The organism is Pseudomonas sp. TUM22785, assembly GCF_028198105.1.
GTDB classification, from domain to species: domain Bacteria; phylum Pseudomonadota; class Gammaproteobacteria; order Pseudomonadales; family Pseudomonadaceae; genus Metapseudomonas; species Metapseudomonas solani.
In genome coordinates this window covers 5,114,782-5,140,518 of record NZ_CP116239.1, presented here as the reverse complement: position 1 = coordinate 5,140,518, position 25,737 = coordinate 5,114,782, and the positions used below count along the sequence as shown (strand labels likewise).

The following is a 25,737-nucleotide window of genomic DNA, read 5'->3' as shown; positions in this document are numbered from 1 at the left end:
CAGGTTGAAGCGTTTTATATGTTCCTAATGGTTCGACCCGGAATCAATCCCAGCTCAGCGCACCGCCGGTCTGGTACTCGATGACTCGAGTTTCGAAGAAGTTCTTCTCTTTCTTCAGGTCCATGATCTCGCTCATCCAGGGGAACGGGTTGGTGGTGCCCGGGTATTCCTCTTTCAGGCCGATCTGGGTGAGGCGGCGGTTGGCGATGAACTTGAGGTAGTCCTCCATCATCGCGGCGTTCATGCCCAGTACGCCGCGCGGCATGGTGTCGCGTGCGTATTCGATTTCCAGTTGGGTGCCCTGGAGGATCATCTGGGTGGCTTCGTCCTTCATGGCGGCATCCCACAGGTGCGGGTTTTCGATCTTGATCTGGTTGATCACGTCGATGCCGAAGTTCAGGTGCATGGATTCGTCGCGCAGGATGTATTGGAACTGCTCGGCGGTGCCGGTCATCTTGTTGCGGCGGCCCATGGAGAGGATCTGGGTGAAGCCGCAGTAGAAGAAGATGCCTTCCAGTACGCAGTAGTAGGCGATGAGGTTGCGCAGGAACTGGCGGTCGGTCTCCGGGGTGCCGGTTTCGAACTTGGGATCGGAGATCGAACGGGTGTACTTGAGCCCCCAGGAAGCCTTTTTAGCGACGCTCGGGATCTCGTGGTACATGTTGAAGATTTCGCCCTCGTCCATGCCCAGCGATTCGATGCAGTACTGGTAGGCGTGGGTGTGGATCGCTTCCTCGAAGGCCTGGCGCAGGATGTACTGGCGGCATTCGGGGTTGGTGATGAGGCGGTAGACGGCGAGCACCAGGTTATTGGCAACCAGGGAGTCGGCGGTGGAGAAGAAGCCGAGGTTGCGCATGACGATGCGGCGCTCGTCTTCGCTGAGGCCGTCCTTGCTCTTCCACAGAGCGATGTCGGCGTTCATGTTCACTTCCTGCGGCATCCAGTGGTTGGCGCAACCATCCAGATACTTTTGCCAGGCCCAGTCGTACTTGAAGGGTACGAGCTGGTTGAGGTCGGCGCGGGCGTTGATCATTTGCTTGTCGCCGACCTGTACGCGCGCGGAGGCGCCTTCGAGGTCGTCCAGGCCTTCCTGGATGTCGAGGGCGTCGAGGGCCTTCTTGGCGCGGGCGACGGCGTCGGAGTCAGCGGCGGATACGGCGCGGGCTTCCTGTACGGAGCCGGCGGCCTCGTCATCGAGCTTGTCGGCGCCGGCAGCGGCAGCGGCGTTGGTCGCGGCGTTGGGTTGGGCGGCGGCGGGTGCGGCGGCGTCTTCTTTGTCGAATTCGTCCCAGCTGAGCATCTGTCCTCTCTCCTGGTTGGTTCGGCCGTTCTCTGCCGGCCTGGGTAAATGGTGCGTGGGTGGGTGCACGCTGAAGCTTTTACTGCCGAACTGCTTGTCCGCCGGGGCCTGGTCATGGGCGTCTGTGTCAGCTGCCCGATGGTTGCCGCGTTCGCGGTTGACGGTGTTCGGTCTTGCTGCGCGGCCTGGGCCTGCGCGTGTGGCTTCTCTCTATAAGGGAGCGGCCATGAAAATTCGGGTGGTGCTGTTACTGCTTGAGCTCCTCTCCCCGAAGGGAGAGGGCTACTGCGATCGAGCGTGAAGCTGAGCGAGTGAGCGCTAGGCGCCGGGTTGCTCTGGCCCCGGAGCGTACGACCGTACGTGAGGAGCCGGAGCGGCCCGGCAACAACGCGGGCGCCGCTCAGATTCGCGCGTTACCTGTCACTGACAGGCTTCGCAGTCGGGGTTGTCGATGGAGCACGCTTGCGGCACGGGTGCCGGTACCGGCGCGGCGGCGGGCGCTGCGCTGAAGCCTTCATCGCTACCGGAGGACACTGCGTTGAGCTTGCCGGTGTTGATGGTGGACTTCTCGGTGCTGGTGGCGGCCAGGGCACGGAGGTAGTAGGTGGTTTTCAGGCCACGGTACCAAGCCATGCGGTAGGTGACGTCGAGTTTCTTGCCCGAGGCGCCGGCGATGTAGAGGTTCAGGGACTGGGCCTGGTCGATCCACTTCTGGCGACGGCTGGCGGCGTCGACGATCCACTTGGTTTCCACTTCGAACGCGGTGGCGTACAGGTCCTTGAGGTCCTGCGGGATGCGTTCGATCTGCTGCACGGAGCCGTCGTAGTACTTCAGGTCGTTGACCATGACCGGGTCCCACAGGCTGCGGGCCTTGAGGTCGCGAACCAGGTAGGGGTTGATCACGGTGAATTCGCCGGAGAGGTTCGATTTCACGTACAGGTTCTGGTAGGTCGGTTCGATCGACTGCGACACGCCGGTGATGTTGGCGATGGTGGCGGTCGGTGCGATGGCCATGATGTTGGAGTTGCGGATGCCTTTCTGTACGCGAGCACGTACCGGGGCCCAGTCGAGGGACTCGGTCAGGTCGACGTCGATGTACTTCTGGCCACGGGCCTCGATGAGGATCTGCTGGGAGTCCAGCGGCAGGATGCCCTTGCTCCACAGCGAGCCGTCGAAGGTCTCGTAGGAACCGCGCTCGTCGGCCAGGTCGCACGACGCCTGGATGGCGTAGTAGCTGATGGCTTCCATGGACTTGTCGGCGAAGTCGATGGCGGCGTCGGAACCGTAGGGGATGTGCTGCAGGTACAGCGCGTCCTGGAAGCCCATGATGCCGAGGCCAACCGGGCGGTGCTTGAGGTTGGAGTTGCGAGCCTGCGGGACCGAGTAGTAGTTGATGTCGATGACGTTATCGAGCATGCGTACGGCGGTCTTGACGGTCTTGGCGAGCTTGGCGGTGTCCAGCTTGCCGTCGACGATGTGGTTCACCAGGTTCACGGAACCCAGGTTGCACACGGCGATTTCGTCTTTGTTGGTGTTGAGGGTGATCTCGGTGCACAGGTTCGAGCTGTGGACCACGCCCACGTGCTGCTGCGGGCTGCGCAGGTTGCACGGGTCCTTGAAGGTCAGCCACGGGTGGCCGGTCTCGAAGAGCATGGAGAGCATCTTGCGCCAGAGGTCCTTGGCGGCGATGGTCTTGTGCAGCTTGATCTTGCCGTAGCCGGCCATGGCTTCGTAGTACTCGTAGCGCTCTTCGAAGGCCTTGCCGGTGAGGTCGTGCAGGTCGGGCACGTCGGACGGGGAGAACAGGGTCCAGGGGCCGTCGTCGAACACGCGCTTCATGAACAGGTCCGGAATCCAGTTCGCGGTGTTCATGTCGTGGGTGCGGCGGCGGTCGTCACCGGTGTTCTTGCGCAGCTCGATGAACTCTTCGATGTCCATGTGCCAGGTTTCGAGGTACGCGCAGACGGCGCCCTTGCGCTTGCCACCCTGGTTCACGGCGACGGCGGTGTCGTTGACCACTTTCAGGAAGGGCACGACGCCCTGGGATTTGCCGTTGGTGCCCTTGATGTAGGAGCCCAGCGCACGAACCGGGGTCCAGTCGTTGCCGAGGCCGCCAGCGAATTTGGACAGCATGGCGTTGTCGTGGATGGCGCTGTAGATGCCCGAGAGGTCATCCGGCACGGTGGTCAGGTAGCAGCTGGAGAGCTGCGGACGCAGGGTACCGGCGTTGAACAGGGTCGGGGTCGAGCTCATGTAGTCGAAGGACGACAGCAGGTTGTAGAACTCGATGGCGCGGTCTTCACGGTCCTTCTTCTCTTCGATGGCCAGGCCCATGGCCACGCGCATGAAGAAGATCTGCGGCAGTTCGAAGCGGATGCCGTCCTTGTGGATGAAGTAGCGGTCGTACAGGGTCTGCAGGCCCAGGTAGGTGAACTGCTGGTCACGCTCGTGGTTCAGCGCGCGGCCCAGTTTCTCCAGGTCGTAGGTTTTCAGTTGCGGGTCGAGCAGCTCGAACTCGGCACCTTTCTCGACGTAGGCCGGCAGGGCCTTGGCGTAGAGCTCGGCCATCTCGTGGTGAGTGGCGCTCTCGGCCACGCCGAGGAAGCCCAGGCCTTCGGCACGCAGGGTGTCCATCAGCAGGCGGGCGGTGACGTAGGAGTAGTTCGGCTCGCGCTCTACCAGGGTGCGGGCGGTCATCACCAGGGCGGTGTTGACGTCTTTCTCGGCCACGCCGTCGTAGAGGTTCTTCAGGGTTTCGCGCTGGATCAGGTCGCCATCGACTTCGGCCAGGCCTTCGCAGGCTTCGCTGATGATGGTGTTGAGGCGGCCGAGGTCGAGCGGGGTGACGCTGCCGTCGGCGCGGGTCACGCGGATGCTCGGGTGCGGCTGGGCGATCTCGGCGGCGCCGCTCTTGCGGGCCTGGGCGCGGGATTCGCGGTACAGGACGTAGTCACGGGCGACTTTCTGCTCGCCGGCGCGCATCAGGCTCAGTTCGACCTGGTCCTGGATTTCTTCGATGTGGATGGTGCCGCCCGAGGGCATGCGACGCTTGAAGGTGGCGGTGACCTGTTCGGTCAGGCGCGCGACGGTTTCATGGATACGCGAAGAGGCAGCGGCAGTACCGCCTTCCACGGCGAGGAACGCCTTGGTGATGGCAACGGTGATCTTGTCATCGGTGTAGGCGACGACGGTACCGTTGCGTTTGATCACGCGCAGCTGGCCAGGCGCAGTGGCGGCCAGATCCTGGTTGGAATCGGCTGCCTGAGGCGCGTTGGCCTGCGGGTTCTCGCGAGTGGTTTCGGTCTGCATGGGGGTCTCCATGTTCTCTATTTGTTGAGTCGGGTGCGTGAGCACCCGTCATTCCGTTTTACAAACGCCGGTGGCTCGGCCGGGGCCGGGCTGCTGGCGCTTACTACAAGGCAGGAAGGGCAAGGGACACTGAAGCCTCCCTGGCACTACAAGTCTAAGGTCGCTGTGTTAAGCCTCAGCGACAAACACAATACCTAGTGGTGCTGCCCCTTGGGCGATACACCGTTCTACCGGTTCCAGTCACTTCGTTCGTGTCCTGGGTCGGCACTGCCGGTTGGGGCCGGGCAGCGGGTTGGACTCCTAAAGGATCACGGGGTTCGAAGCCTGTGAAAAAGGCATTTCGTGCTTGATTCTGATTGTGTCCCGTGATCTAGCAAAACCCAATATGTAGGGGTCTCGCGTGATGGGGGTACAAGATAATGCGCTATTGGGGGTATTGCAAGGCGATGGGTATTGAACAAGCTGTGGATAACTTGTGGGTGAAGTGTGGGTGAAGCGGGGAGGGATTGCGGTAGCCCTTGTGGAGCCTGGGATACACCGTTCGTCGCGGCTGCGACACTCTGGAACGGGCTGTTTCGAGGATGTCGGGCCGTGCGCAAGCTAACACAATATCTAGTGTTTTGTAGGGCTTTTGGCATGCACTGTGCAGAACGGCCGGCGTTGCTACAATGCCGGCCGGTTTCACGGCCTTGATGCAGTTCATTAGGAGTACGTGGTGGAGCAAGAATCCTGGCGCATCCTCATCGTCGAGGACGACCAACGACTGGCCGAGCTGACCCGGGAGTACCTGGAGGGCAACGGCCTGCGGGTGGCTATCGAGTCCGACGGCGGCCAGGCGGTGGCGCGCATCCTCAAGGAGCAGCCCGACCTGGTGGTGCTCGACCTGATGCTGCCCGGCGAAGATGGCCTGTCCATCTGCCGCAAGGTGCGTGGGCGTTACGACGGCCCTATCCTCATGCTCACCGCGCGTACCGATGACATGGACCAGGTGCTCGGCCTGGAGATGGGCGCGGACGACTACGTGTGCAAGCCGGTGCGCCCCCGTGTGCTGCTGGCGCGCATCCGTGCGCTGTTGCGGCGCAGCGAGGGCGGCCTGTCGGAGGCGGTGGAAGAGAACGTGCGGCGCCTGGAGTTCGGCCCGCTGGTGATCGACAACGCCATGCGCGAGGCCTGGCTCAACGAGCGAAGCATCGAGCTGACCAGCGCCGAGTTCGACCTGCTCTGGCTGCTGGCGGCCAATGCCGGGCGCATCCTCTCCCGCGAGGAGATCTTCAACGCCCTGCGCGGCATCGAGTACGACGGCCAGGACCGCTCCATCGATGTGCGCATCTCGCGCATCCGCCCGAAGATCGGCGACGACCCCATGCACCCGCGCCTGATCAAGACGGTGCGCAGCAAGGGCTATCTTTTTGTCAGGGAGGCGGCCGAAGGCCTGCTTTGAGCCTTATATAAGGAGGCGCCGCCCGCAACGACCCGGTCGCCGCACCGCCAACCCGAGAGCCGCATGTTCCCCACCCTCGAAACCCCACGCTTCCGCCTGCGGGAAATCACCCTGGCCGACACCCGCGCCATCTTCGCCGGGCTGTCCCACCCGCAGGTGATCCGTTACTACGGCGTGTCCTACGCCACGCTGGAGGCCACCCGGGTGCAGATGGACTGGTACCGCTCGCTGCTGCGCGAGCGCACCGGCATCTGGTGGGGCATCTGCACGCCCGATAATCCCGCGCACCTGATAGGCGCCTGCGGCTACCACGAATGGGACCATGGCCACCGTTGCGCCGAGCTGGGCTACTGGCTGCTGCCCGAGTACTGGGGCGGCGGGGTGATGCGTGAATGCCTGGAGGCGGTGATCGCCCATGCCTTCGCCGCCATGCGCCTGCACCGTATCGAAGCGGTGGTGGACCAGGAGAACCCGGCCAGCAGCGGCCTGTTGCGCCGGCTCGGCTTCACCCATGAGGGTGTGCGCCGCGAGTGCGAGTACAAGGATGGTCGCTACCTCAGCCTCGATTGCTTCGGCCTGCTGGCGGGGGAGGGGCGGTGAACTCGATCTTCCTGCGCATCTACGGTGGCCTGCTGGTGACGCTGGTGCTGGTGGCACTGCTGGGCGTGCTCACCTTCCACCAGGTCAACGAGGTGCGTGCCGACCAGTACCGCGAGAGCCTGGCGCGCGGCACCTTCCGCCTGATGTCCGACAACCTCGAACCCATGACCGCCATCGAGCGGCGCCGCGCCCTGGTGCTGTGGAGCCGGCTGATGGGCATCCCCCTGGCGCTGCAGGACCTGGACGAGGACCGCCTCGACAGCGGCGTGCGCAACCGGGTGTTGCGCAAGCAGGTGCTGGTGGAACAGACCGGCCCCCACGCGGCCAAGGTCTACAGCCTGGTGAGCGAGCAGGAGCACCTGGTGCTCACCGGCGAGGTGCAGCAGATCAGCGAGCAACTGGCCCGCGCCACCGTTTACCTGCTGATCGACGAGTTGGTGCGCTTCCCGGTGCGCGAGCAGCCCCAGCGCCTCGCCGCGCTCAAGGAGGGCAAGGAGTTCGGCTTCGACCTGCACCTGGTGACCCTGAAGGACGCCGACCTCGATGAAGACCAGCGCCGCCGGGTGGATGAAGGCGACACGGTGATGGCCCTGGGCAAGGGCGGTGATTCGGTGCGCATCTTCGCCGGCATCGTCGACACGCCCTGGGTGCTGGAGATCGGCCCGCTGTACCTGATGAACCCCTACCCACCGGAGCTGCTGGTGCTGATCGGCCTGCTCGGCCTGAGCTTCATCGGCCTGACCATCTACCTGCTGGTGCGCCAATTGGAGCGCCGCCTGCTGGGCCTGGAAAGCGCTGCCTCGCGTATCGCCCACGGCAAGCTGGATGCCCGCGTGCCGGCCAAGGGCGCCGACTCGGTGGGGCGCCTGGCGGCTGCCTTCAACGGCATGGCCGAGCAGCTGCAGCAATTGCTCTCGGTGCAGCGTGAGCTGGTGCGGGCGGTTTCCCATGAGCTGCGCACACCGGTGGCGCGCCTGCGCTTCGGCCTGGAGATGATCGCCGACGCCGAGACCGAAACCGCCCGGCGCAAGTACATGGAGGGCATGGACGGCGATATCCAGGAGCTGGACAAGCTGGTGGACGAGATGCTGACTTACGCCCGCCTGGAGCAGGGCACCCCGGCGCTGAACTTCCAGCGCGTGGACCTGGATGCGCTGTTCGACCAGGTGATCGCCGAACTCGCGCCGCTGCGTGTCGCCGTGCGTGTCGAGCGTGGCCAGTGCCTGACCGCCAGCGGCGAAGGTGCCTGGGTCGAGGCGGAGCCGCGCTACCTGCACCGCGCCCTGCAGAACCTGGTGAGCAATGCCATGCGCCACGCCGAATCGCGGGTGCGGCTGAGCTACCAGATCGGCCACAAGCGCTGCCGTATCGATGTCGAGGACGATGGCCCCGGCGTACCGGAAAGCCATTGGGAGCGCATCTTCACCCCCTTCCTGCGCCTCGACGACAGCCGCACCCGCGCCTCCGGCGGCCACGGCCTGGGGCTGTCCATCGTGCGGCGGATCATCTACTGGCACGCCGGCCGCGCGCAGATCGGCCGCAGCGATGGCCTCGGCGGCGCGCGCTTCAGCCTGGTCTGGCCCCGCCGCCAGGGCGATGGGGATTTGCCGCCGTAACGTGCCTCGGCCTGCGGTCGTGCCCGGGCTTTTGTGGGCGCGGTTTCAACCGCGAAAAGGCCGATCGCGAATGAATTCCCACGTAGGTTGGGCTGAGGTACGAAGCCCAACATTGCGAGGCTGACGGACGCGCGTGTCGTTGGGCCTCGCTGCGCTCGGCGCCAACCTACGGGTGTTCAACACGTAGGATGGCTAGAGGTACGAAACCCATCGCTTCGGAGGTGATGGGTTTCGCGGCGCTTGCGGAACGCCGCCCGCCCCATCCTACGTCGAGACCTGACCCAGGCGGCTCAGCGCACCGCCACCAGGCTCAGCAGCCGGTCGTCATAACGCTGGAAATGCCCCCCCAGCTCAGTGCCCGTCATCCACTCCCCAGCCAGGTCGATCAGCAGCCGCAGTCGCGCGGTTTGTGTGGTGCCGTCCACCGACAGCAGCTCGGCATCGTGGAAGTAGAAGCGCTTGCCCACCAGCGGGTAGAGCGCCTTGAACAGGCTTTCCTTGAGGGAGAAGGTCAGGGTCACGCGCTCGGCCTGTTCTCCGGCGGGGAGGAGGGCGAGGCGTTGCAGTTCGGCGGGGGTGAGGATCTCTTCGGCCAGGCGCAGGGCGCGTTCAGGTTCCAGGCGCTGTTCCATGTCCAGGCCCAGGCCTCGCCAGTCTCCCTTGCGTGCCACCAGGGCCATCGCCCAGCCGGCGCCGTGGGTGATGGAGCCGCTGACGCCGGCCGGCCAGATCGGCGCGCGGTCCTCGCCGGTTGCCGGCACCTCGCCCCGCCCGGTCAGGGCCAGCAACGCCGCACGGGCGCAGAGGCGGCCCGCCAGGTACTCGCCACGGCGCTTGGCCACCGAGCGCTGGATAGTGGCGGGCGCGACGATGGCGCAGCGGGCGAAGTCCTGCTCGGCCAGCCGCGCCGGGTCGAAGCGGCAACCGCGCAGGGCGATGCCGGGCAGCGGCGTGGCAAAGGGCCAGGCGGATTCCAGGGGGGTACAGAAGGCAGGGAGGGCGGGCGTCATGGGCGCATTCTGCCGTGCCGGCCCGATGGGGGCCAGCCTCTGCGCCGGTTACATATGTTTGCAATCGGGTTACCAAAGCTAAACGGATGCCAGGCGGGCTATTTGCCAGACTAGCGCTGCGTTTCTTCTGGAACGCAGGTGAGGTTGTAGCTTGGAGTCCTGGCCACTGGTCGACTCCGGGCGTTTTCTCTGAATCGAGAACGGGAGCCCTTCTGGGGCTCCCGTTTTTTTTCGTGCCGTGGCCATGGCTGCCCGTCTCAGGAGGGTGTTCCGATGCCCGTTCCCGATCGTTCAGCCGAGGTTCAGTGAGGGTTCAGGGGCGGTTCAGTGCCCGCCAGGCAGGATGGCTTCCGTGTTCAAGCACGAATTGAAATCCATCGGAGGAACTCCTCATGAAAAGCATCCTGACTCCTATCGCTCTCGCCGCCGGCCTGGCCTTCGCCGCCACGTCCGCCCAGGCAGCCGATCCCTTCGTCAGCCTGACCTGGGGCCAGACCAACAACAACATCCAGAACTCCTCGGCGCTGAATGCCAACCTCGGTGACCCGAGCCTGGACAAGGTGATCCACAAGACCGGTACCTGGGGTGTACGGGCCGGCATGATGGATGACAGCAGCCGCTACTACGCCACCTACGAAAACTTCTCGGACACCGACCGTGGCAACAAGCTGCGCCAGCAGAACCTGCTCGGCAGCTATGACGTCTTCCTGCCCCTGGGCGACAACAACACCAAGCTGTTCGGTGGTGCCACCCTCGGCCTGGTGAAGCTGGAACAGGACGGCACCGGCATGCGCCGCGACAGCGACATCGGCTACGCAGCGGGCCTGCAGGCCGGTATCCTCCAGCAACTGAACAAGAACACCTCCATCGAGGCCGGCTATCGTTACCTGCGCACCAATGCCAGCACCGAAGTCGCGCCCCACGGCGGTGACAAGCTCGGCTCGCTGGACCTGCACAGCAGCTCGCAGGCCTACCTGGGCGCCAGCTACAAGTTCTGACCAGTGCCATGCACGGCCGGGCCAAGTGCCCGGCTTTTTGCTTGAGGAAATGCCAATGAAATTGCTGGTTGTGGAAGACGAGGCACTGCTGCGCCATCACCTCCATACGCGCCTCGGCGAGCAGGGCCACGTAGTCGACGCGGTGCCGGATGCCGAGGAGGCGCTGTACCGCGCCGAGGAATACCACCACGACCTTGCGGTGATCGACCTCGGCCTGCCCGGCATGAGCGGCCTCGACCTCATCCGCCAGCTGCGCAGTGCCGGCAAGGCATTCCCCATTCTCATCCTCACCGCGCGCGGCAACTGGCAGGACAAGGTCGAAGGCCTGGCCGCCGGTGCCGACGATTACGTGGTCAAGCCGTTCCAGTTCGAAGAGCTGGAGGCGCGCCTCAACGCCCTGTTGCGGCGCTCCTCGGGCTTCGTCCAGTCCACCATCGAGGCCGGCCCCTTGCTGCTCGACCTCAACCGCAAGCAGGCGCAGATCGATGGCGCGCCCATGGCGCTGACCGCCTACGAGTACCGCATTCTCGAGTACCTCATGCGTCACCATCAGCAGGTGGTGGCCAAGGAGCGGCTGATGGAGCAGCTCTACCCCGGCGACGAAGAGCGCGACCCCAACGTCATCGAAGTACTGGTCGGGCGCATCCGCCGCAAGCTGGAGGGCGAGCACGGCTTCAAGCCCATCGAGACGGTGCGCGGCCAGGGCTACCTGTTCACCGAGCGCTGCCGTTGAGCCACGCCGCCAGCCCCCGCCGTCGCGCCGGGTTTTCCCTGCGCCTGCGCCTGATGCTGGGCGCCACGGCGCTGGCGGTGCTGTTCATGCTGGTGCTGCTGCCCCTGCTGCGCAGTGCCTTCGACTACGCCCTGGACCAGGCCATCGAGAAGCGCCTGGCCGCCGACGCCAGCGCGCTGATCGCCGCCGCGCGCATCGTCGACGGCCGCCTGGACATGCCGGACAAGCTGCCCGACGAGGAATTCGACAACCTCGACGCCACCCAGCTCGGCTACATCTACGACAGCGACGGCAAGCTGGTCTGGCAGTCGCGTTCCTCCACCGACGAATCCGTGCACTACGAGCCCCGCTATGACGGCCGTGGCCACGAGTTCACCCGAGTGCACGACGTGCGTGGCCGCGAGTTCTTCGTCTACGACGTGGAGATCGACCTGCTACGCGGCCAGGCCGCGGCCTTCAGCGTGGTCACCATGCAGCCGATGAGCGACTACCAGGTGATGCACGACGGCTTCGTCCATCAGCTGTACCTGTGGCTCGGTGCTGCACTGTTGCTGCTGCTGACGCTGCTCTGGTTCGGCCTCACTTGGGGCTTCCGCAGCCTGCGCCGGCTCAGCGAAGAGCTGGACCAGGTGGAAGCCGGCGCCCGTGACTCCCTCAGCGAGGAACACCCGCGCGAGCTGCTGCGCCTCACCGGTTCCCTCAACCGCCTGCTGGAGAGCGAGCGCCTGCAGCGCGAGCGCTACCGCAACTCCCTCGATGACCTGGCCCACAGCCTGAAGACCCCGCTTTCGGTGTTGCAGGGCGTCAGCGAGACCATCAACAAATCCGCCAACCCCGAGCAGGCCCATGTACTGCGCAGCCAGATCGAGCGCATGAGCCAGCAGGTGGACTACCAGCTGCAGCGCGCCACCCTGCGCAAGAGCGGCCTGGTGCGCCACCGCGTGCGCCTGGCGCCGCTGCTCGACCTGCTCTGCGAGGCGCTGGACAAGGTCTACCGCGACAAGCAGGTACGGGTCGAACGCGCCTTCGACCCCGCCCTCGACGTGCCCGTCGAACAGGGCGCCTTGCTGGAGCTGCTCGGCAACCTGCTGGAAAACGCCTACCGCCTGTGCCTCGGCCATATCCGCGTCAGCGCCCTGCAGGGTGCCGATTTCTGTGAGCTGCGGGTGGAGGACGACGGCCCCGGCGTGCCGGTGGACCAACGCGCGCGCATCCTCAAGCGCGGCGAGCGACTCGATGCCCAGCATCCTGGCCAGGGCATCGGCACCGCCGTGGTCCGCGACATCGTCGAAAGCTTCGACGGCGAACTGGCCCTGGATGACTCCAGCCTCGGCGGTGCCGAGTTCCGCATCCGCCTGCCCCTGCATTGAGGGTTGGCGGGTTTTCCCCGCTCATCCGGCTTCCTTCCTGGCGGCGGATGTTCGCGAGGTGGCAGGAGGCTGCAGATTCGCATCCAGGGAACGCCGTTCGGCGTTCCATCCCTCCTGTCACCGGCGTGATTTCGAAGACCCACTAAGCTGTGATTCGCCTCCGTGCCCGCGCGCATTTCCTCCCTGGAGTCGATGCGCGTGAAATTTTTTTCGAAGGGCTGTCGAAACCCGCGCAGCCCGTTCGACTAATGGACAGAACCGCCAGCCTGGCGGGCATGAACCCCGAACAAGAAGGAGCGACACGATGCGATTCATGGTGATGGTCAAGGCAACGAAGGAATCGGAAGCCGGCGAGATGCCCAGCGAGGCGCTGCTCACGGCGATGGGCGCCTACAACCAGGAGCTGATCGACGCCGGCATCATGCAGGCGGGCGAGGGGCTGCACCCCAGTTCCCGTGGGGCGCGGGTGACCTTCTCCGGCAGCAGCCGCACGGTGACCGACGGCCCCTTCGCGGAAACCCGCGAGCTGGTGGCCGGCTACTGGATCTGGGAAGTGGAATCCCTGGAGAAGGCCATCGAGTGGGTCAAGCGCTGCCCCAACCCGATGAGTGGCGAGTCGGACATCGAGATCCGCCAGATCTTCACGATGGAAGACTTCGGTGCCGAATTCACCCCGGAACTGCGTGAGCTGGAAGAGCGTCAGCGCACCCAGATGGCCGCCGACAAACAACAATAAGGAGCTGACCATGCGTATCAATGCCTACCTGATCTTCGCCGGCAACTGCCGCGAGGCCTTCGAGTTCTACAACCAGACCCTGGGCGGCGAGCTGCAGGTGATGACCTTCGGTGCATCACCGGCCGCCGAGCATGTGCCCGCGCAGTTCCACGACCGCGCCATGCATGCCTGCCTGACCATTGGCGACCAGTCGCTGATGGCCTCCGACACCACGCCGGAACACCCCTATGACGGCATCCGTGGCTGCTCGGTGTCGCTCAATGTCGATTCCATCAAGGAAGCCGAGCGCGTGTTCGCCGCGCTCTCCGCCGGGGGCAAGGTGCAGATGCCCCTGGAGGCGACCTTCTGGGCCGCGCGCTTCGGCATGCTCGAAGACCGCTTCGGGGTGCCGTGGATGGTCAACTGCGAGAAGGACCGGTAAGCCGCGCAAACGCGCAGCGACCGTGTCGGGCGTCGATTCCGTCGGGTGCTGTCACTCGTCCTCGGCGGACTCGAGCAGTTCCTTCGGCACTTCGCTGCGCAGCATCAGCTGGCATTGCTGGCTGTCGGGGTCGAAGACGATTACCGCCTGCTTTTTGTCCAGGGCGCGGCGCACCCGGGCGACCCGGGTTTCCAGCGGGGTTTCGTCGCCGTTGTCGGTGCCGTCGCGGGTGACGAAGTCTTCGATCAGGCGGGTGAGGGTGTCGGCTTCGAGCAGGTGGTGGGGAATCAGCATGGCGGACCTCAGGGGCAGGCGGCGATCCTAGCGCGATGACCGCCGCGACGCCATGCGCGGGCGTCGGCTCAGGCGGAGCCCTCGCGCAGGTCCTGGCGCATCAGCAGGCGGTCGAGGGTGGCGAAGAGCAGGGCGCTGTCCAGGGGTTTGCCGAGGAAGTCGTCCATGCCCGCCTCGGACCCGGCATCGCGGTGTTCGTCGAGGATGTGCGCGGTCAGCGCGACGATGGGCACGGCCACCAATTGGCGGTTGCGTTCGAACTGGCGGATGCGCTTGGTCGCCTCGAAACCGTCCATTTCCGGCATCTCGCAATCCATCAGGATCAGTTGCACGCCCGCCGGGTCGCGCTCGTATTCGTTCACTGCGGCCACGCCGTTGGCCACGGTGCGCACCCGGTAGCCGCGTTTGCGCAGGAAGCCCTGCACCACCAACTGGTTCACCGCGTTGTCCTCGGCCACCAGGATGCAGGGGGCGGAGCTGGAGTCGCTGAAGGCCTCGCTGAGGATTGGGCGCGGCTCCTGGCGGCGCTCCTGATAGAGGTCGCCGAGGGCTTCGCGCAGGGGCACCACGGCCAGGGGCTGGGCCATGGCGATCAGGCGCAGGCCGTTGCTCTGGGGCAGGTTCTGGCATTGCTCGGGCGGGCATAGCAGGAGGATGCGCTGCCCCGGTTCCAGGCGCGGGCGCAGGGAGTCGAGCCAGTGCGCGGCGCTGCCCGGCCAGGGCGCCACCAGCACCAGCAGCGGCGGCACGGCGAAGTCGTCGAGGTATTCGTTCAGGCGTTCGGGCGTCTGGCAGCGTTCGGTGCGCATGCCCCAGCGGCCCAGCAGGCGGCTCAGGGCGTCGAGGCCGAGGCCGTCGAGGGAGGTGAGCAGGGCGGTCTTGCCCTTGAGCAGGCGCAGCAGCTCGTCGTCTTCCTCGGTGCCCTCCTGCAGCGGCGTGTCGAAGGCGAAGCGCGTGCCCTGGCCGGGCGTGCTCTGCACCTCGATGCGGCCGCCCATCATTTCCACCAGCTCCTTGCTGATGGCCAGGCCCAGGCCGCTGCCGCCGTAGCGGCGGGTGGTGCTGGAATCGCCCTGGGCGAAGGAGTCGAACAGCTGGGACAGCGCCTCGTTGCGGATGCCGATGCCGCTGTCGCTGATGGCGAAGATCAGGTGCGGGTCGCCGAGGGAGTTGGAGCGGCGGCAGACGTTCACCGCCACATGGCCTTCGGCGGTGAACTTGAGGGCATTGCTCAGCAGGTTCATCAGCACCTGCTTGAGGCGCGTGGGGTCACCCTTGATGCGCCGCGGCACGCCGCTTTCCAGGCTGATGTAGAGGCGCAGGCGCTTGTCCAGGGCCTGGGCGGTGAACAGGCTGAGGGTGTCGGAGAGCAACTGCTCCAGGTCGAACTCGATGTGTTCCAGGGTCAGCTTGCCGGACTCGATGCGGGCGTAGTCGAGGATGTCGTTGATCACCGCCATCAGCGCGCTGCCGGAGCTGGAGATGGTGTCGACGTAGAAGCGCTGGCTGCGGTCCAGCGGGGTTTCCTTGAGCAGTTGCAGCATGCCCAGCACGCCGTTGAGGGGCGTGCGGATCTCGTGGCTCATCTTGGCCAGGAAGCGGCTCTTGGCGCGGCTTTCGACATGGGCCTGCTCGGCCGCCTGGCGCGAGCGGAAGCCTTCTTCCTTGAGGGTGTTGATGCGGTCGGCAAGGCCGATGGACAGGGTGATCAGCTCGATGGTCACGCCGATCTTCACCACCGTGGCGCCGAAGATGCCCAGCACCTCCACGCCCAGCGAGCCGGTGGTGGCCTGGATGAAGGCGAACAGCAGGATGCCCCAGGCCAGCGTGTAGTAGGAGCCGTAGCGCACGCCGCGGCGCCAGACGTAGATGCCGGCCAGCAGGAGCAGCAGCGAGACGGCGGAAACGGTGAGGCTGGCGAGGATGTTCCAGGCCTGCAGGCCGATCAGCGGCGCCGAGAGGAAGATCGCCATCGTCACCAGCATCGCCACCCGCAGCGCCGTGTCGAGGCGCGGGAAGTACTGCTTGGCGTGGAGGAAGTGGCGGCTGAACTGCACGGCGGTGAGGCAGTGCAGGTACATGAGGATGTAAATGCTCACCGACTGGAAGGCCACGTGTTCGGGCAGCAGCTTGAACAGCATGCCGTCGAAGCAGGTGGCCAGCAGGCCGACGTTGAGGTTGTAGGCCAGGTACCAGAGGTAGGCCGACTCGCGCAGCGAGATGTAGAGGAACAGGTTGTAGAAGAACATGGCGAACAGCACGCCGTAGAAGGCGCCGTTGAACCCCATGAGGTTTTCCTGGGCCGCAGCGCTGGCGCCATAGGTGCTGAAGAACAGCGGCACGAAAAGGGTGCTGGTGCTTTCCACCCGCAGCAGCAGGGTGTTGCTGCCGGGCTGCAGGTCGAGGGGGAACCAGAAGTTGCGCACCTGCACCGGGCGTTGGGCGAAGGCGAAGCTGTCGCCGCTTTCCTGCTCCTGCAGGTGGCCGTCGGGTTCGAAGAGGAAGACCTTGATGTGGTCCAGCAACGGGTAGTTGGCTTCCAGGTAACCCGAAAGCGGGTGCTGGCGGCTGTTGACCAGGCGCACCTTGAACCACCAGACCGAGCTGTTCTTGCCCAGGTTGGCGTGCTCGCCGTGGACCGGGGTGAAGGCCTCGTCGGGCAGCTTGCGCAGGTCGCCGACCTGCAGCGTGCCGTCCCGATCCTCGAGGTAACCCAGGAAGGGGCTCAGGGACAGGCGCAGGTCGTCACGGTCGAGGGGGGCGCTCGGAAGCGCCCAGGCCTGGCCGGCAAGGCAGAACAACAGGAGCGCCAGACAGAGGCGAGGCATCCTTTCACCCCGTGGTTTTTATGACCTGTGGCCTGGCACTTTGCCTTTATGTGAGGTGGCCTTCAAGCGTCGCTTTCGCCCTTGCCTACGAGACTTCCGACAGTCGGTACGCGCGTGTCGTTTTCCATCTGCGCGGTGTGTTCCAGCTGGTGGCTGAATGGCTCCAGGGAGTTCTGCGCATTGTCGGCGTCGCTGGCGAATACCGGCGGGCTCATCATGTAGGCGCCCAGCAGCCGGGCCATGGCTTCCAGGCTGTCGATGTGGGTGCGCTCGTAGCCGTGGGTGGCGTCGCAGCCGAAGGCCAGCAGGGCGGCACGGGTGTCGTGGCCGGCGGCGATCGCCGACTGGGCATCGCTGTGGTAGTAGCGGAACAGGTCGCGACGAACGGGGATTACGTTCTTTTCCGCCAGCTTCAGCAGGTGCCGCGAGAGGTGGTAGTCGTAGGGGCCTGCCGAGTCCTGCAGGGCGACGCTGACGGCATGCTCGCTGGAGTGCTGGCCGGGGGCGACCGGAGCGATGTCGATGCCGACGAATTCGCTGACGTCCCAGGGCAGCGCGCCGGCGGAACCGGAGCCGATCTCCTCGGTGATGGTGAACAGCGGGTGGCAGTCGATGGGCGGCACCAGCTTGGCTTCGGTGATGCCCTTGAGCGCGGTGAGTAGGGCGGCGACGCCGGCCTTGTCGTCCAGGTGGCGGGCGCTGATGTGGCCGCTCTCGGTGAACTCGGGCAGCGGGTCGAAGGCGACGAAGTCGCCGATGCACACGCCGAGAGATTCGCAGTCGGCGCGGGTCGAGCTGTAGGCGTCCAGGCGCAGTTCGATGTGGTCCCAACTGATGGGCATGCTGTCCACTTCGGTGTTGAAGGCGTGGCCGGAGGCCAGCAGCGGCAGCACGCTGCCACGGATCACCCCGGTGTCGGTGAATACGCTGACGCGGCTGCCTTCGGCGAAGCGGCTGGACCAGCAGCCCACCGGCGCCAGGGCCAGGCGGCCGTTGTCCTTGATCTGGCGGACGATGCCGCCAATGGTGTCCAGGTGCGCCGCCACCGCGCGGTCGGGGCTCTTCTGCCGGCCCAGCAGGGTGGCGCGGATGGTGCCGCGACGGGTCAGCTCGAAGGGGATGCCCATCTCCTCCAGGCGCTCGGCGACGTAGCGCACGATGGTGTCGGTGAAACCGGTGGGGCTGGGGATGGCGAGCATCTCCAGGAGCACCTGGCGCAGGTAGTTGATATCGGGTTCGGGGAGTTTTCTGGCAGTCATGGCGTCTCCTTGGCGAGGTGCCGGGCCCGCAGGCCCGGGGCTCAGGACAGCGGCTGGCTGAGGGGGAACAGCAGGTCGATGAAGCGCTCGGCGGTGGGCTGCGGCTGGTGGTTGGCCAGGCCGACCCGCTCGTTGGCTTCGATGAACACGTAGTCCGGCTGGTCGGCGGCGGGCACCAGCAGGTCCAGGCCCACCACCGGGATGCCGAGGGCGCGGGCGGCGCGGACGGCCGCCTCGCCCAGGCGCGGGTGGAGGATGCCGGTGACGTCTTCCAGGGTGCCGCCGGTGTGCAGGTTGGCGGTGCGGCGCACGGCGAGGTGGGTGCCCTCGGGCAGCACATCGTCGTAGCCGTAGCCGGCGTCCCTGAGGGTGCGTTCGGTCTCGTCGTCGAGGGGGATACGGCTTTCGCCACCGGTGGCGGCCTGGCGTCGGCGGCTCTGCGCCTCGATCAGCGAGCGGATGCTGCGCTGGCCGTCGCCGACGATCTCGGCCGGGCGACGGATCGCCGCCGCGACCACCTCGTAGCCGATCACCACGATGCGCAGGTCGTGGCCCTGGTGGAAGCTCTCCAGCAGCACGCGGCTGTCGAAGCGCCGGGCGTTGTCGATGGCCGCTTCCACCTCGGCGGCGCTGCGCAGGTCCACGGCCACGCCATTGCCCTGCTCGCCGTCCACCGGCTTGACCACCAGGGCGCCATGTTCGGCGAGGAAGGCGGCGTTCTCCTTCTCGGTGCCGGCCAGGCGCTGCGCCGGCAGGCTGAGTCCGGCGCGGGCCAGGGTGCTGTGGGTGAGGGTCTTGTCCTGGCACAGGGTCATGCTGACGGCGCTGGTCATGTCCGACAGCGATTCGCGGCAGCGCACGCTGCGCCCGCCCTGGCTGAGGCTGAAGAGCCCGGCGCGGGCGTCGTCGACGCGCACCTCGATGCCGCGGCGGTGGGCCTCGTCGACGATGATCCGCGCATAGGGGTTGAGGTCCTCTTCCGGGCCGGGGCCGAGGAACAGGGTCTGGTTGATGCCGTTCTTGCGCTTGATGGCGAAGGTCGGCAGGTCACGGAAGCCGAGCTTGGAATACAGCGCCTTGGCCTGGCGGTTGTCGTGCAGCACCGACAGGTCGAGGTAGGCCAGGCCACGGCTCATGAAGTGCTCGATGAGGTGGCGCACCAGCGCCTCGCCGACGCCGGGGCGGTTGCATTGCGGGTCCACCGCCAGGCACCAGAGGCTGGAGCCGCCTTCCGGGTCGTGGAAGGCCTTGCGGTGGTTGAGGCCCATCACGCTGCCGACCACCTGGTTGCTGGCCGAATCCTCGGCCAGCCAGTACACCGGGCCGCCCTGGTGGCGCGGGGTGATGGCGTCGTGATCCACCGGCAGCATGCCGCGACTGCGGTACAGCTGGCTGATGGCCTGCCAGTCGTCCTCGCTGTGGGCACGGCGGATGCGGAAGCCACGGAAGGCCCGGCGCGCCGGGCGGTAGTCGGTGAACCACAGGCGCAGGGTGTCGGAGGGGTCGAGGAACAGCTGCTGCGGTGCCTGGGCCAGCACCTGCTGGGGCGCCGCGACGTACAGGGCGATGTCCCGCTCGCCGGGGCTCTCGGCCAGCAGCTCGCGGGCCAGGCTGGCCGGGTCCGGGTAGGTGTGGCCCAGCAGCAGGCGGCCCCAGCCGCAGTGCAACACCTGGACCTGCTCCGGCTGTTCATCCTTGTGCTCTTCCGCCAGGCGTGCCTGCAGGCGCTCGTAGGAGGGCGCCTGGCCGCGCAGCAGACGCTGGCTCTGCACGTACTGCTGGCTGGTAAAGAATTTCATCGCGAATCTCTCCTTAGAGCCCCTGCTCGTTGAGCCAGAGGTTGAGCGCCGCCATCTGCCACAGCTTGGAGCCGCGCAGCGGGGTCAGGTCTTCAGCGGGGTTGGCCAGCAGGCGTTCGAGAGTGGCGGCGTTGAACAGGCCGCGATCCTGGCTCGGGTCCAGCAGCAGCTCGCGCACCCAGTCGCGGGTCTTGCCTTGCAGGTGCTTGAGCCCGGGCACGGGGAAGTAGCCCTTGGGCCGGTCGATCACCTCGTGGGGGATGACCTGGCGGGCGACTTCCTTGAGCACCTGCTTGCCGCCATCGCCCAGCTTGAAGCGCGAGGGGATGCGCGCGGAGAGCTCGACCACGCGGTAGTCGAGGAAGGGCACGCGGGCCTCCAGGCCCCAGGCCATGGTCATGTTGTCGACGCGTTTGACCGGGTCGTCCACCAGCATGATGGTGCTGTCCAGGCGCAGGGCCTTGTCCACCGGGTCTTCGGCGCCGGGGCGGGCGAAGTGCTCGCGGACGAAGTCGCCGGCCACGTCCCCGGTGAGCCAGGCCGGCTGTACGGTGTCGCGGTAGTCGGCGTGGCTGCGGTCGAAGAAGGCCGCGCGGTAGGTGGCGAAGGGGTCGGCTGTGTCGGCCAGCGGCGGGTACCAGTGGTAGCCCGCGAACAGCTCGTCGGCACCCTGGCCGCTCTGCACCACCTTGCAGTGCTTGGAGACTTCGCGGGAGAGCAGGTAGAAGGCGATGCAGTCATGGCTGACCATCGGCTCGCTCATGGCGCGGAAGGCCGCGGGCAACTGCTCGATGATCTCGTGCTCGCCGACCCGCAATTGGTGGTGGCGGGTGCCGTAGCGGCGGGCGATGAGGTCGGAGTACTCGAACTCGTCGCCGCGCTCGCCGCCGGCATCCTGGAAACCGATGGAGAAGGTCAGCAGGTCCTCGACGCCGGCCTCGGCCAGCAGGCCCACCAGCAGGCTGGAGTCGACGCCGCCGGAAAGCAGCACGCCCACTTCGCGGGCCGCGCGCTGACGCACTGCGACGGCATCGCGCAGGCTGCCCAGCAGCAGGTCGCGCCAGTCGGCCAGTTGCAGCCCGGCCTCGTCGGCGCGGTGGCCGTAGTCGAGGTTCCACCAGGTGCCCTGGTCGATGTTGCCGTCGGCATCGACCATCATCCAGCTGGCCGGCGGCAGCTTCTCGATGCCCTTGACCAGGGTGCGCGGTGCCGGCACCACGGCGTGGAAGTTGAGGTAGTGGTTGAGCGCCTCGGCGTCCAGGGTGCCGTCGATGTCGCCACCCTTGAGCAGCGCCGGCAGGCTGGAGGCGAAGCGCAGGCGGCTGGCCGTGCGCGACAGGTACAGCGGCTTGATGCCGAGGCGGTCGCGGGCCAGGAACAGGCGCTGGCTGCCCGGCTCCCAGATGCCCAGGGCGAACATGCCGTTGAGCTTGGGCAGCATGTCCTTGCCCCAGGCGTGCCAGGCCTTGGCCAGCACCTCGGTGTCGCCGCCGGAGCGGAAGCGGTAGCCGAGGCCCTGCAGCTCTTCACGCAGCTCGGGGAAGTTGTAGATGGCGCCGTTGAAGCTCATCGCCAGGCCCAGGTCGGGCTCGACCATGGGCTGCGCCGAGCCGTCGGACAGGTCCATGATCTTCAGTCGGCGGTGGCCCAGGGCGATGGGGCCCTGGCTATGGAAGCCCCAGGCGTCGGGGCCGCGAGGGGCGAGGTGATGGGTGATGCGTTCGACCGCAGCCAGGTCGGCGGGTCGTTTGTCGAAGCGTAACTCTCCAGAAATGCCGCACATAAGTCCTTACCGGTTCTGCCGTTGGGGATACCGCCCGCTTTATGCAGGCAGTAAGAGTCCGACCGGTATTTTTGCGGATGGTTTAGATCAAATAGTTATTAGCCAAAGAGCCGCTTTGTGGCACCGGGAACTCACCTCAGGGGCGGCCGCAGGCGCGGTTGGCGGGCACGGCGATGTCCATCAGGCGCGGGTTCGGCAGGCGCAGGCTGGCCATCAGCGCCGCATAGGCCTCGGCGTTGGCCACCTGCAGGCGCGGGTTGTGGGCGCGTTCCTCGGCGATGCTCGAACGGGTCCAGCCGTGATAGTCGTGGCCGGGGCACACCTCGGTGTCGTCCGCCAGCGCCAGCAGGCGCCCCAGGCTGGCCCACTGGGCACGGGCGTCGCCGTTCTGGAAGTCGGTGCGCCCGGTGCCACGGATCAGCAGGGTGTCGCCGGTGAACACCCGCGCCGGAGTGCCATCGGCCGGGCTGGCGGGCAGCAGGAAGCAGTAGGAGTCCGCGGTGTGCCCAGGGGTGTACCAGGCGATCAGTTCGCGGGCGCCGAAGCGCAGGCGCGTGCCGTCGGTGAAAGTGAAGCTGGCGCAGGTGCTGCCGCTTTCGGCGCCGAATCCACTCTGGCAGCCGGTGGCCTCGCGCAGGTCGCCCAGGGCGGTGATGTGGTCGGCGTGGGTATGGGTATCGAGGGCCAGCACCAGGCGCAGCCCGAGTTCGTCGAGCAGGCGCCGGTAGGCGTCGAGTTGTTCCTTCACCGGGTCGATCAGTACCGCCTCGCCGGCGTCGGCGAGCAGGTAGGTGTAGGTGGAGCTTTCGGCATCGAAGAGCTGGCGCAGCAGCATGGTGCAATCTCCTCAGATCAGTTTCTGCAGGGCCACCGACAGGCTGGTGATCACCAGCAGCACCGCGAACAGGCGTTGCAGCGCCGGGCCGCCAAGGCGGTACGCCAGGCGGTTGCCGACCAGCATGCCGAGCGCGCCGCCGAAGGCCAGGGCGCCGAGCAGCAGCGCGGGGGGCTGGGCCTGCCCCAGGTAGAGCAAGAAGCCGCCACCGGACACCACCACGACCACCGCCAGGGAGGTGGCGGTGGCGGCCATGACCGAGAGCGGCGTGAACCAGAGTAGCGCCGGAACCACCAGGAAGCCGCCGCCGACGCCCATCAGCCCCGAGAGCACGCCCACGCCCAGACCGATGGCCAGCAACGGCAGGTAACGCAGTGGGCCCGTGCCGGCGCGTGACTGTTGGGCGCCGCGCCATAGGCGCCAGGCGGACCACAGCACCAGCAGGCAGAAGCCGGTGATCAGCAGGCCCTCCGGCACCCAGTGCCCGAGCCACTGGCCCAGGGCGTTGCCGGGCAGGCCGCTGGCGGCGAGCAGCAGCACCGGCGGCCAGGCCACCAGGCCCTGGCGCAGGCGCAGCAGGGTGCCGACCAGGGCGGTGAGGGCCACCGCGCCGAGGCTCACGCCCACTGCGTCGCGCAGGGGCAGGTGCAGGCTGAGCAGCAAGGGCAGGGCCACCAGCGAGCCGCCTGCGCCGGTCAGCCCGAGCAGCAGGCCGAGCAGGGTGCCGATGGCGAGGGCTTCGAGAAGCATCAGCGGTTCCAGGGCATGCGGGCGAGCACCAGGGCCAGGCCACAGGTGCCGCTCAGCCCGGCGAAGGTCAGGCCGGCGCCGACGAAGCCGCTCAGCAGGTACCAGCCGGGGTGCACCCAGGTGCCGAGGACCACGCCCAGCAGCACCAGGCTGCCGGCGCTGATCTGCACCTGGCGCTGCAGCTCCAGGCCGCCGCCGCTGCCTTCGCGGGGCATGCCGCAGGCCAGGCAGGCGTCGGTGCCGCCCTCGATCACCTGCACGCCCGGCAGCAGGGCGCTCAAACGCTCGGCCGCCTGGCGCGCGCGCTGGCCCTTCTGGCAGATCAGGTAAAGCTCGTCGCCGCTGTTCAGGCCCTCACCGCGCAGGCGCTCGGCCAGGCGCACGGGGTCCAGGTTGCCCAGCGGTTCGTTGTGGGCGCCGGCGATGTGCCCGGCGCGGTATTCCGCCGGGCTGCGCACGTCGATGAGGAAGCGGGCCGCTCCCCGCTGGTGCAGTTCGGCGAAGCGCGGTGCGTCGATCAGGCGGATGGTGTCGTTCATGTCGGGTACTCCCGTGGAGTATGGGTCAGGTGTACTTGGTGAAGATCGCGCGCACCCGCGCCAGGGTCTCGGCATCGTCGCGATCCGGGTCGAGAACGGTTTCCTCGACCAGGCAGGCGAGCATCTCCTGGTAGGCCTTGTCGAGCGCCTTGCGGGCGGCGGAGAACTGCTGGGCGATGGCCTCGCAAGACTCGCCGCGGCGGATCATCGCCTGGATGCCGCGCACCTGCCCCTCGACCCGGGCCAGGCGCTTGAGCATGGCGTCCTGGCGCTCCGGCGTGGGGCCGCTCATGGCGTCACCGGCGCCACGGCCGGGCGCGCGAAGGGGAAAGGCTCGCGCGCTCCGCTGGCGGCCTGGCCACGGGCGCGGGGGCTTGGAGAAAGGCTGAAGGGCATGGCGAATACTCCCTGGGGTTTATACAGGGGGGAGTATAGATTCGCCTTGTAGGGCTGTCAGCTGCGACGCGTTGCCGCCGGGCGGATGAGTGCCCGGCTGGCGTCGTCAGTGGCGCTTGAAGGCTTCCTTCCAGACATCGAAGCGGTAGCGACGGTTGCCCACCAGCAGGTAGAACACCGACGCCAGGCCGGCACCGATGAACCAGCTGAAGCTGGAGAGGGCCTCCAGGCTGGGCAGCAGCACCAGCGCGATGGCGATGATGGCGGCCGGCAGCAGGGCGGCCAGGGCGCGCGGGTTGACGCCGTGGCGGTAGTGGTAGGCGGCGTCGGGCGCGGCGCTGTAGAGCGCGGGGATATCCAGCCGGCCCCGGCGCACCAGCCAGTAGTCGACCATGATCACCCCGTACAGCGGCCCCAGCAGTGCCCCCAGGGCACCGAGGAAGTACAGGATCACCTCCGGGCTGTTGTACAGGTGCCACGGCAGGATGAGCGCGCCGAGGGCGGCGGCCAGCAACCCGGCGCGGTGGAAGTTCAGCTGCCGTGGCGCCAGGTTGCAGAGCACCAGGGCCGGGGCGACGAAGTTGGCCATGATGTTCACCGCCACGGTGACGATCAGCAGCGCCAGGCAGCCGAGCACCAGGAAGGGCTTGGAGGGAATGGCGGCGACTATGTCGGTGGGGCTGGTGATGACCTGGCCGTCGATGGCGAACTGGCTGCCGGCGAGCACCGCGGCGATGCAGCCGAACAGCAGCATGTTCACCGGCAACCCCCAGAAGTTGCCACGGCGGATGGTGCGCGCATCGGGGCAGTGGCGCGAGAAGTCGCTGAAGTTCAGCAGCATGGTGCCGTAGAGGCTGATCCACAGGGCCGCGCCGGAGCAGACGCGGAACCAGCCGGCGGCGCCGCTGGCGGGTTCGCTGCTGGCCCAGGCGATGCGCAGGCCGGCCTTCCAGTACATCCAGGCGGCGAGTACCGCGAGGGTGAGCAGGATCACCGGGCCGGCGAAGGCTTCGTAGCGGCGGATCATTTCCATGCCGTAGGCCATGATCGCCAGTTGCAGCAGCCACACCCCGATGAAGCAGGCCCAGCCGAAGGGCGACAGGCCGAGCACATCGCCGCCGCTCCAGGCGGCCAGCCCCGGTGCCAGGGTCAGCAGCAGGACGCCGAGCACCAGGGAGGCGAGGTAGGTCTGGATGCCGAACCAGGCGACGGCGATCACCGCGCGGATCAACGCCGGAAACTGCGCGCCACGGATGCCGAAGGCGATCCGGCAGATCACCGGGAAGGGCAGGCCGGTGCGTTGGCCGATATAGCCGGAAAGGTTCATCAACCCGTAGATCAGCAGCGCGCCGAGGCCCATGGCGGCGACGATCTGGCCGCCACTCATGCCGAGTGCGAAGAGGCCGATGGCGAAGCTGTAGTTGGCGACGTTGTGCACGTCGTTGGTCCACAGCGCGAACAGGCTGTAGCTGCCCCAATGCCGCGCTTCAGGGCTGTTGGGGGCGAGGTCGTCGTTATAGAGGCTGGGGCTGGGGTCGAGTGGCAGCCGTATCGGCTCCTGGTTCTGGGAGAGGGGCATCCGCGGTTCCTCGCATCCTCGGGGGCGGTCGCCCCGGGCGGGGCGGCGGGAGCACAGGCTCCAGCCGGCGGATTGTGCGGCGGTCCACGGCGAATCGCAGCAGGACGGGGGGCGCGCGAGGTGGTGTGGATATGCTCTATA

At 66.9% G+C, this 25,737-nt stretch carries 21 protein-coding genes; 8 read left to right on the top strand and 13 right to left on the bottom strand.

Annotation, left to right across the window (positions count from 1 at the left end; genetic code table 11):
- Positions 1-43: 43 nt before the first annotated feature.
- Positions 44-1,300, bottom strand: coding sequence for a ribonucleotide-diphosphate reductase subunit beta (locus PI990_RS23115; protein ID WP_021222048.1), 1,257 nt, complete (start codon positions 1,298-1,300; stop codon positions 44-46).
- Positions 1,301-1,720: 420 nt separating this feature from the next.
- Positions 1,721-4,609 carry a ribonucleoside-diphosphate reductase subunit alpha gene (locus PI990_RS23110; RefSeq protein ID WP_271658597.1) on the bottom strand — a complete coding sequence of 963 codons (2,889 nt, stop codon included), beginning with the start codon at positions 4,607-4,609 and terminating at the stop codon, positions 1,721-1,723.
- 715 nt (positions 4,610-5,324) lie between these two features.
- On the opposite strand from PI990_RS23110, the gene PI990_RS23105 reads away from it, so the two are divergent.
- From PI990_RS23105 to PI990_RS23095, 3 genes are all read left to right on the top strand, one after another.
- Positions 5,325-6,050 (top strand): response regulator, encoded by a 726-nt coding sequence (locus PI990_RS23105; RefSeq protein ID WP_021218407.1) that lies wholly within the window; start codon positions 5,325-5,327, stop codon positions 6,048-6,050.
- 63 nt (positions 6,051-6,113) lie between these two features.
- The gene (locus PI990_RS23100) at positions 6,114-6,650 is read left to right on the top strand and encodes a GNAT family N-acetyltransferase (RefSeq protein ID WP_184487858.1); all 537 of its coding nucleotides are present in this window, start codon (positions 6,114-6,116) and stop codon (positions 6,648-6,650) included.
- Positions 6,647-8,266, top strand: coding sequence for an ATP-binding protein (locus PI990_RS23095; protein WP_021218409.1), 1,620 nt, complete (start codon positions 6,647-6,649; stop codon positions 8,264-8,266). Before PI990_RS23100 ends, PI990_RS23095 begins: the two co-directional genes overlap by 4 nt.
- 290 nt (positions 8,267-8,556) lie before the next feature.
- Here the strand turns inward: PI990_RS23095 and PI990_RS23090 are convergent, their stop codons facing one another.
- Entirely contained in the window at positions 8,557-9,276 is a 720-nt protein-coding gene (locus tag PI990_RS23090) for a 4'-phosphopantetheinyl transferase family protein (protein WP_271658596.1), read from the bottom strand.
- Positions 9,277-9,668: 392 nt separating this feature from the next.
- On the opposite strand from PI990_RS23090, the gene PI990_RS23085 reads away from it, so the two are divergent.
- From PI990_RS23085 to PI990_RS23065, 5 genes are all read left to right on the top strand, one after another.
- The gene (locus PI990_RS23085; protein WP_021218411.1) at positions 9,669-10,274 is read left to right on the top strand and encodes an outer membrane protein; all 606 of its coding nucleotides are present in this window, start codon (positions 9,669-9,671) and stop codon (positions 10,272-10,274) included.
- Positions 10,275-10,329: 55 nt separating this feature from the next.
- The gene (locus PI990_RS23080) at positions 10,330-11,007 is read left to right on the top strand and encodes a response regulator (protein WP_021218412.1); all 678 of its coding nucleotides are present in this window, start codon (positions 10,330-10,332) and stop codon (positions 11,005-11,007) included.
- Between the two features lie 53 nt (positions 11,008-11,060).
- Positions 11,061-12,377, top strand: a complete 1,317-nt coding sequence (locus tag PI990_RS23075) for an ATP-binding protein (RefSeq protein WP_031287368.1) — start codon at positions 11,061-11,063, stop codon at positions 12,375-12,377.
- A 304-nt stretch (positions 12,378-12,681) separates the two neighbouring features.
- Entirely contained in the window at positions 12,682-13,113 is a 432-nt protein-coding gene (locus PI990_RS23070; protein ID WP_021218414.1) for a YciI family protein, read from the top strand.
- A gap of 10 nt (positions 13,114-13,123) precedes the next feature.
- The gene (locus tag PI990_RS23065) at positions 13,124-13,534 is read left to right on the top strand and encodes a VOC family protein (RefSeq protein WP_271658595.1); all 411 of its coding nucleotides are present in this window, start codon (positions 13,124-13,126) and stop codon (positions 13,532-13,534) included.
- A gap of 51 nt (positions 13,535-13,585) precedes the next feature.
- Here PI990_RS23065 and PI990_RS23060 read toward each other — a convergent pair whose 3' ends face one another.
- The 10 genes from PI990_RS23060 to PI990_RS23015 all read right to left on the bottom strand — a co-directional run bounded on the left by PI990_RS23060 (position 13,586) and on the right by PI990_RS23015 (position 25,596).
- Positions 13,586-13,828: a YheU family protein gene (locus PI990_RS23060; RefSeq protein WP_271658594.1), complete on the bottom strand. Its 243-nt coding sequence runs from the start codon at positions 13,826-13,828 to the stop codon at positions 13,586-13,588.
- A 68-nt stretch (positions 13,829-13,896) separates the two neighbouring features.
- The gene (locus PI990_RS23055) at positions 13,897-16,656 is read right to left on the bottom strand and encodes a hybrid sensor histidine kinase/response regulator (RefSeq protein WP_271658593.1); all 2,760 of its coding nucleotides are present in this window, start codon (positions 16,654-16,656) and stop codon (positions 13,897-13,899) included.
- 62 nt (positions 16,657-16,718) lie between these two features.
- Entirely contained in the window at positions 16,719-17,915 is a 1,197-nt protein-coding gene (locus tag PI990_RS23050) for an osmoprotectant NAGGN system M42 family peptidase (protein ID WP_021218418.1), read from the bottom strand.
- 41 nt (positions 17,916-17,956) lie between these two features.
- Complete coding sequence (gene ngg, locus PI990_RS23045; RefSeq protein ID WP_271658592.1) at positions 17,957-19,714, bottom strand: N-acetylglutaminylglutamine synthetase; 1,758 nt, start codon at positions 19,712-19,714, stop codon at positions 17,957-17,959.
- A gap of 13 nt (positions 19,715-19,727) precedes the next feature.
- Positions 19,728-21,497: an N-acetylglutaminylglutamine amidotransferase gene (locus PI990_RS23040; protein WP_184487867.1), complete on the bottom strand. Its 1,770-nt coding sequence runs from the start codon at positions 21,495-21,497 to the stop codon at positions 19,728-19,730.
- A 136-nt stretch (positions 21,498-21,633) separates the two neighbouring features.
- Positions 21,634-22,332, bottom strand: coding sequence for an MBL fold metallo-hydrolase (locus PI990_RS23035; RefSeq protein WP_271658591.1), 699 nt, complete (start codon positions 22,330-22,332; stop codon positions 21,634-21,636).
- A gap of 12 nt (positions 22,333-22,344) precedes the next feature.
- A complete protein-coding gene (locus PI990_RS23030; RefSeq protein ID WP_021218422.1) occupies positions 22,345-23,082 on the bottom strand; it encodes a sulfite exporter TauE/SafE family protein in 738 nt (245 codons plus the stop codon).
- Positions 23,082-23,621: a rhodanese-like domain-containing protein gene (locus PI990_RS23025; protein ID WP_271658590.1), complete on the bottom strand. Its 540-nt coding sequence runs from the start codon at positions 23,619-23,621 to the stop codon at positions 23,082-23,084. Before PI990_RS23025 ends, PI990_RS23030 begins: the two co-directional genes overlap by 1 nt.
- 25 nt (positions 23,622-23,646) lie before the next feature.
- On the bottom strand, positions 23,647-23,913 hold the full coding sequence (locus PI990_RS23020; protein ID WP_021218424.1) for a metal-sensing transcriptional repressor: 267 nt from the start codon (positions 23,911-23,913) through the stop codon (positions 23,647-23,649).
- 210 nt (positions 23,914-24,123) lie between these two features.
- On the bottom strand, positions 24,124-25,596 hold the full coding sequence (locus PI990_RS23015; RefSeq protein WP_271658589.1) for an NCS1 family nucleobase:cation symporter-1: 1,473 nt from the start codon (positions 25,594-25,596) through the stop codon (positions 24,124-24,126).
- Positions 25,597-25,737 lie beyond the last annotated feature (141 nt).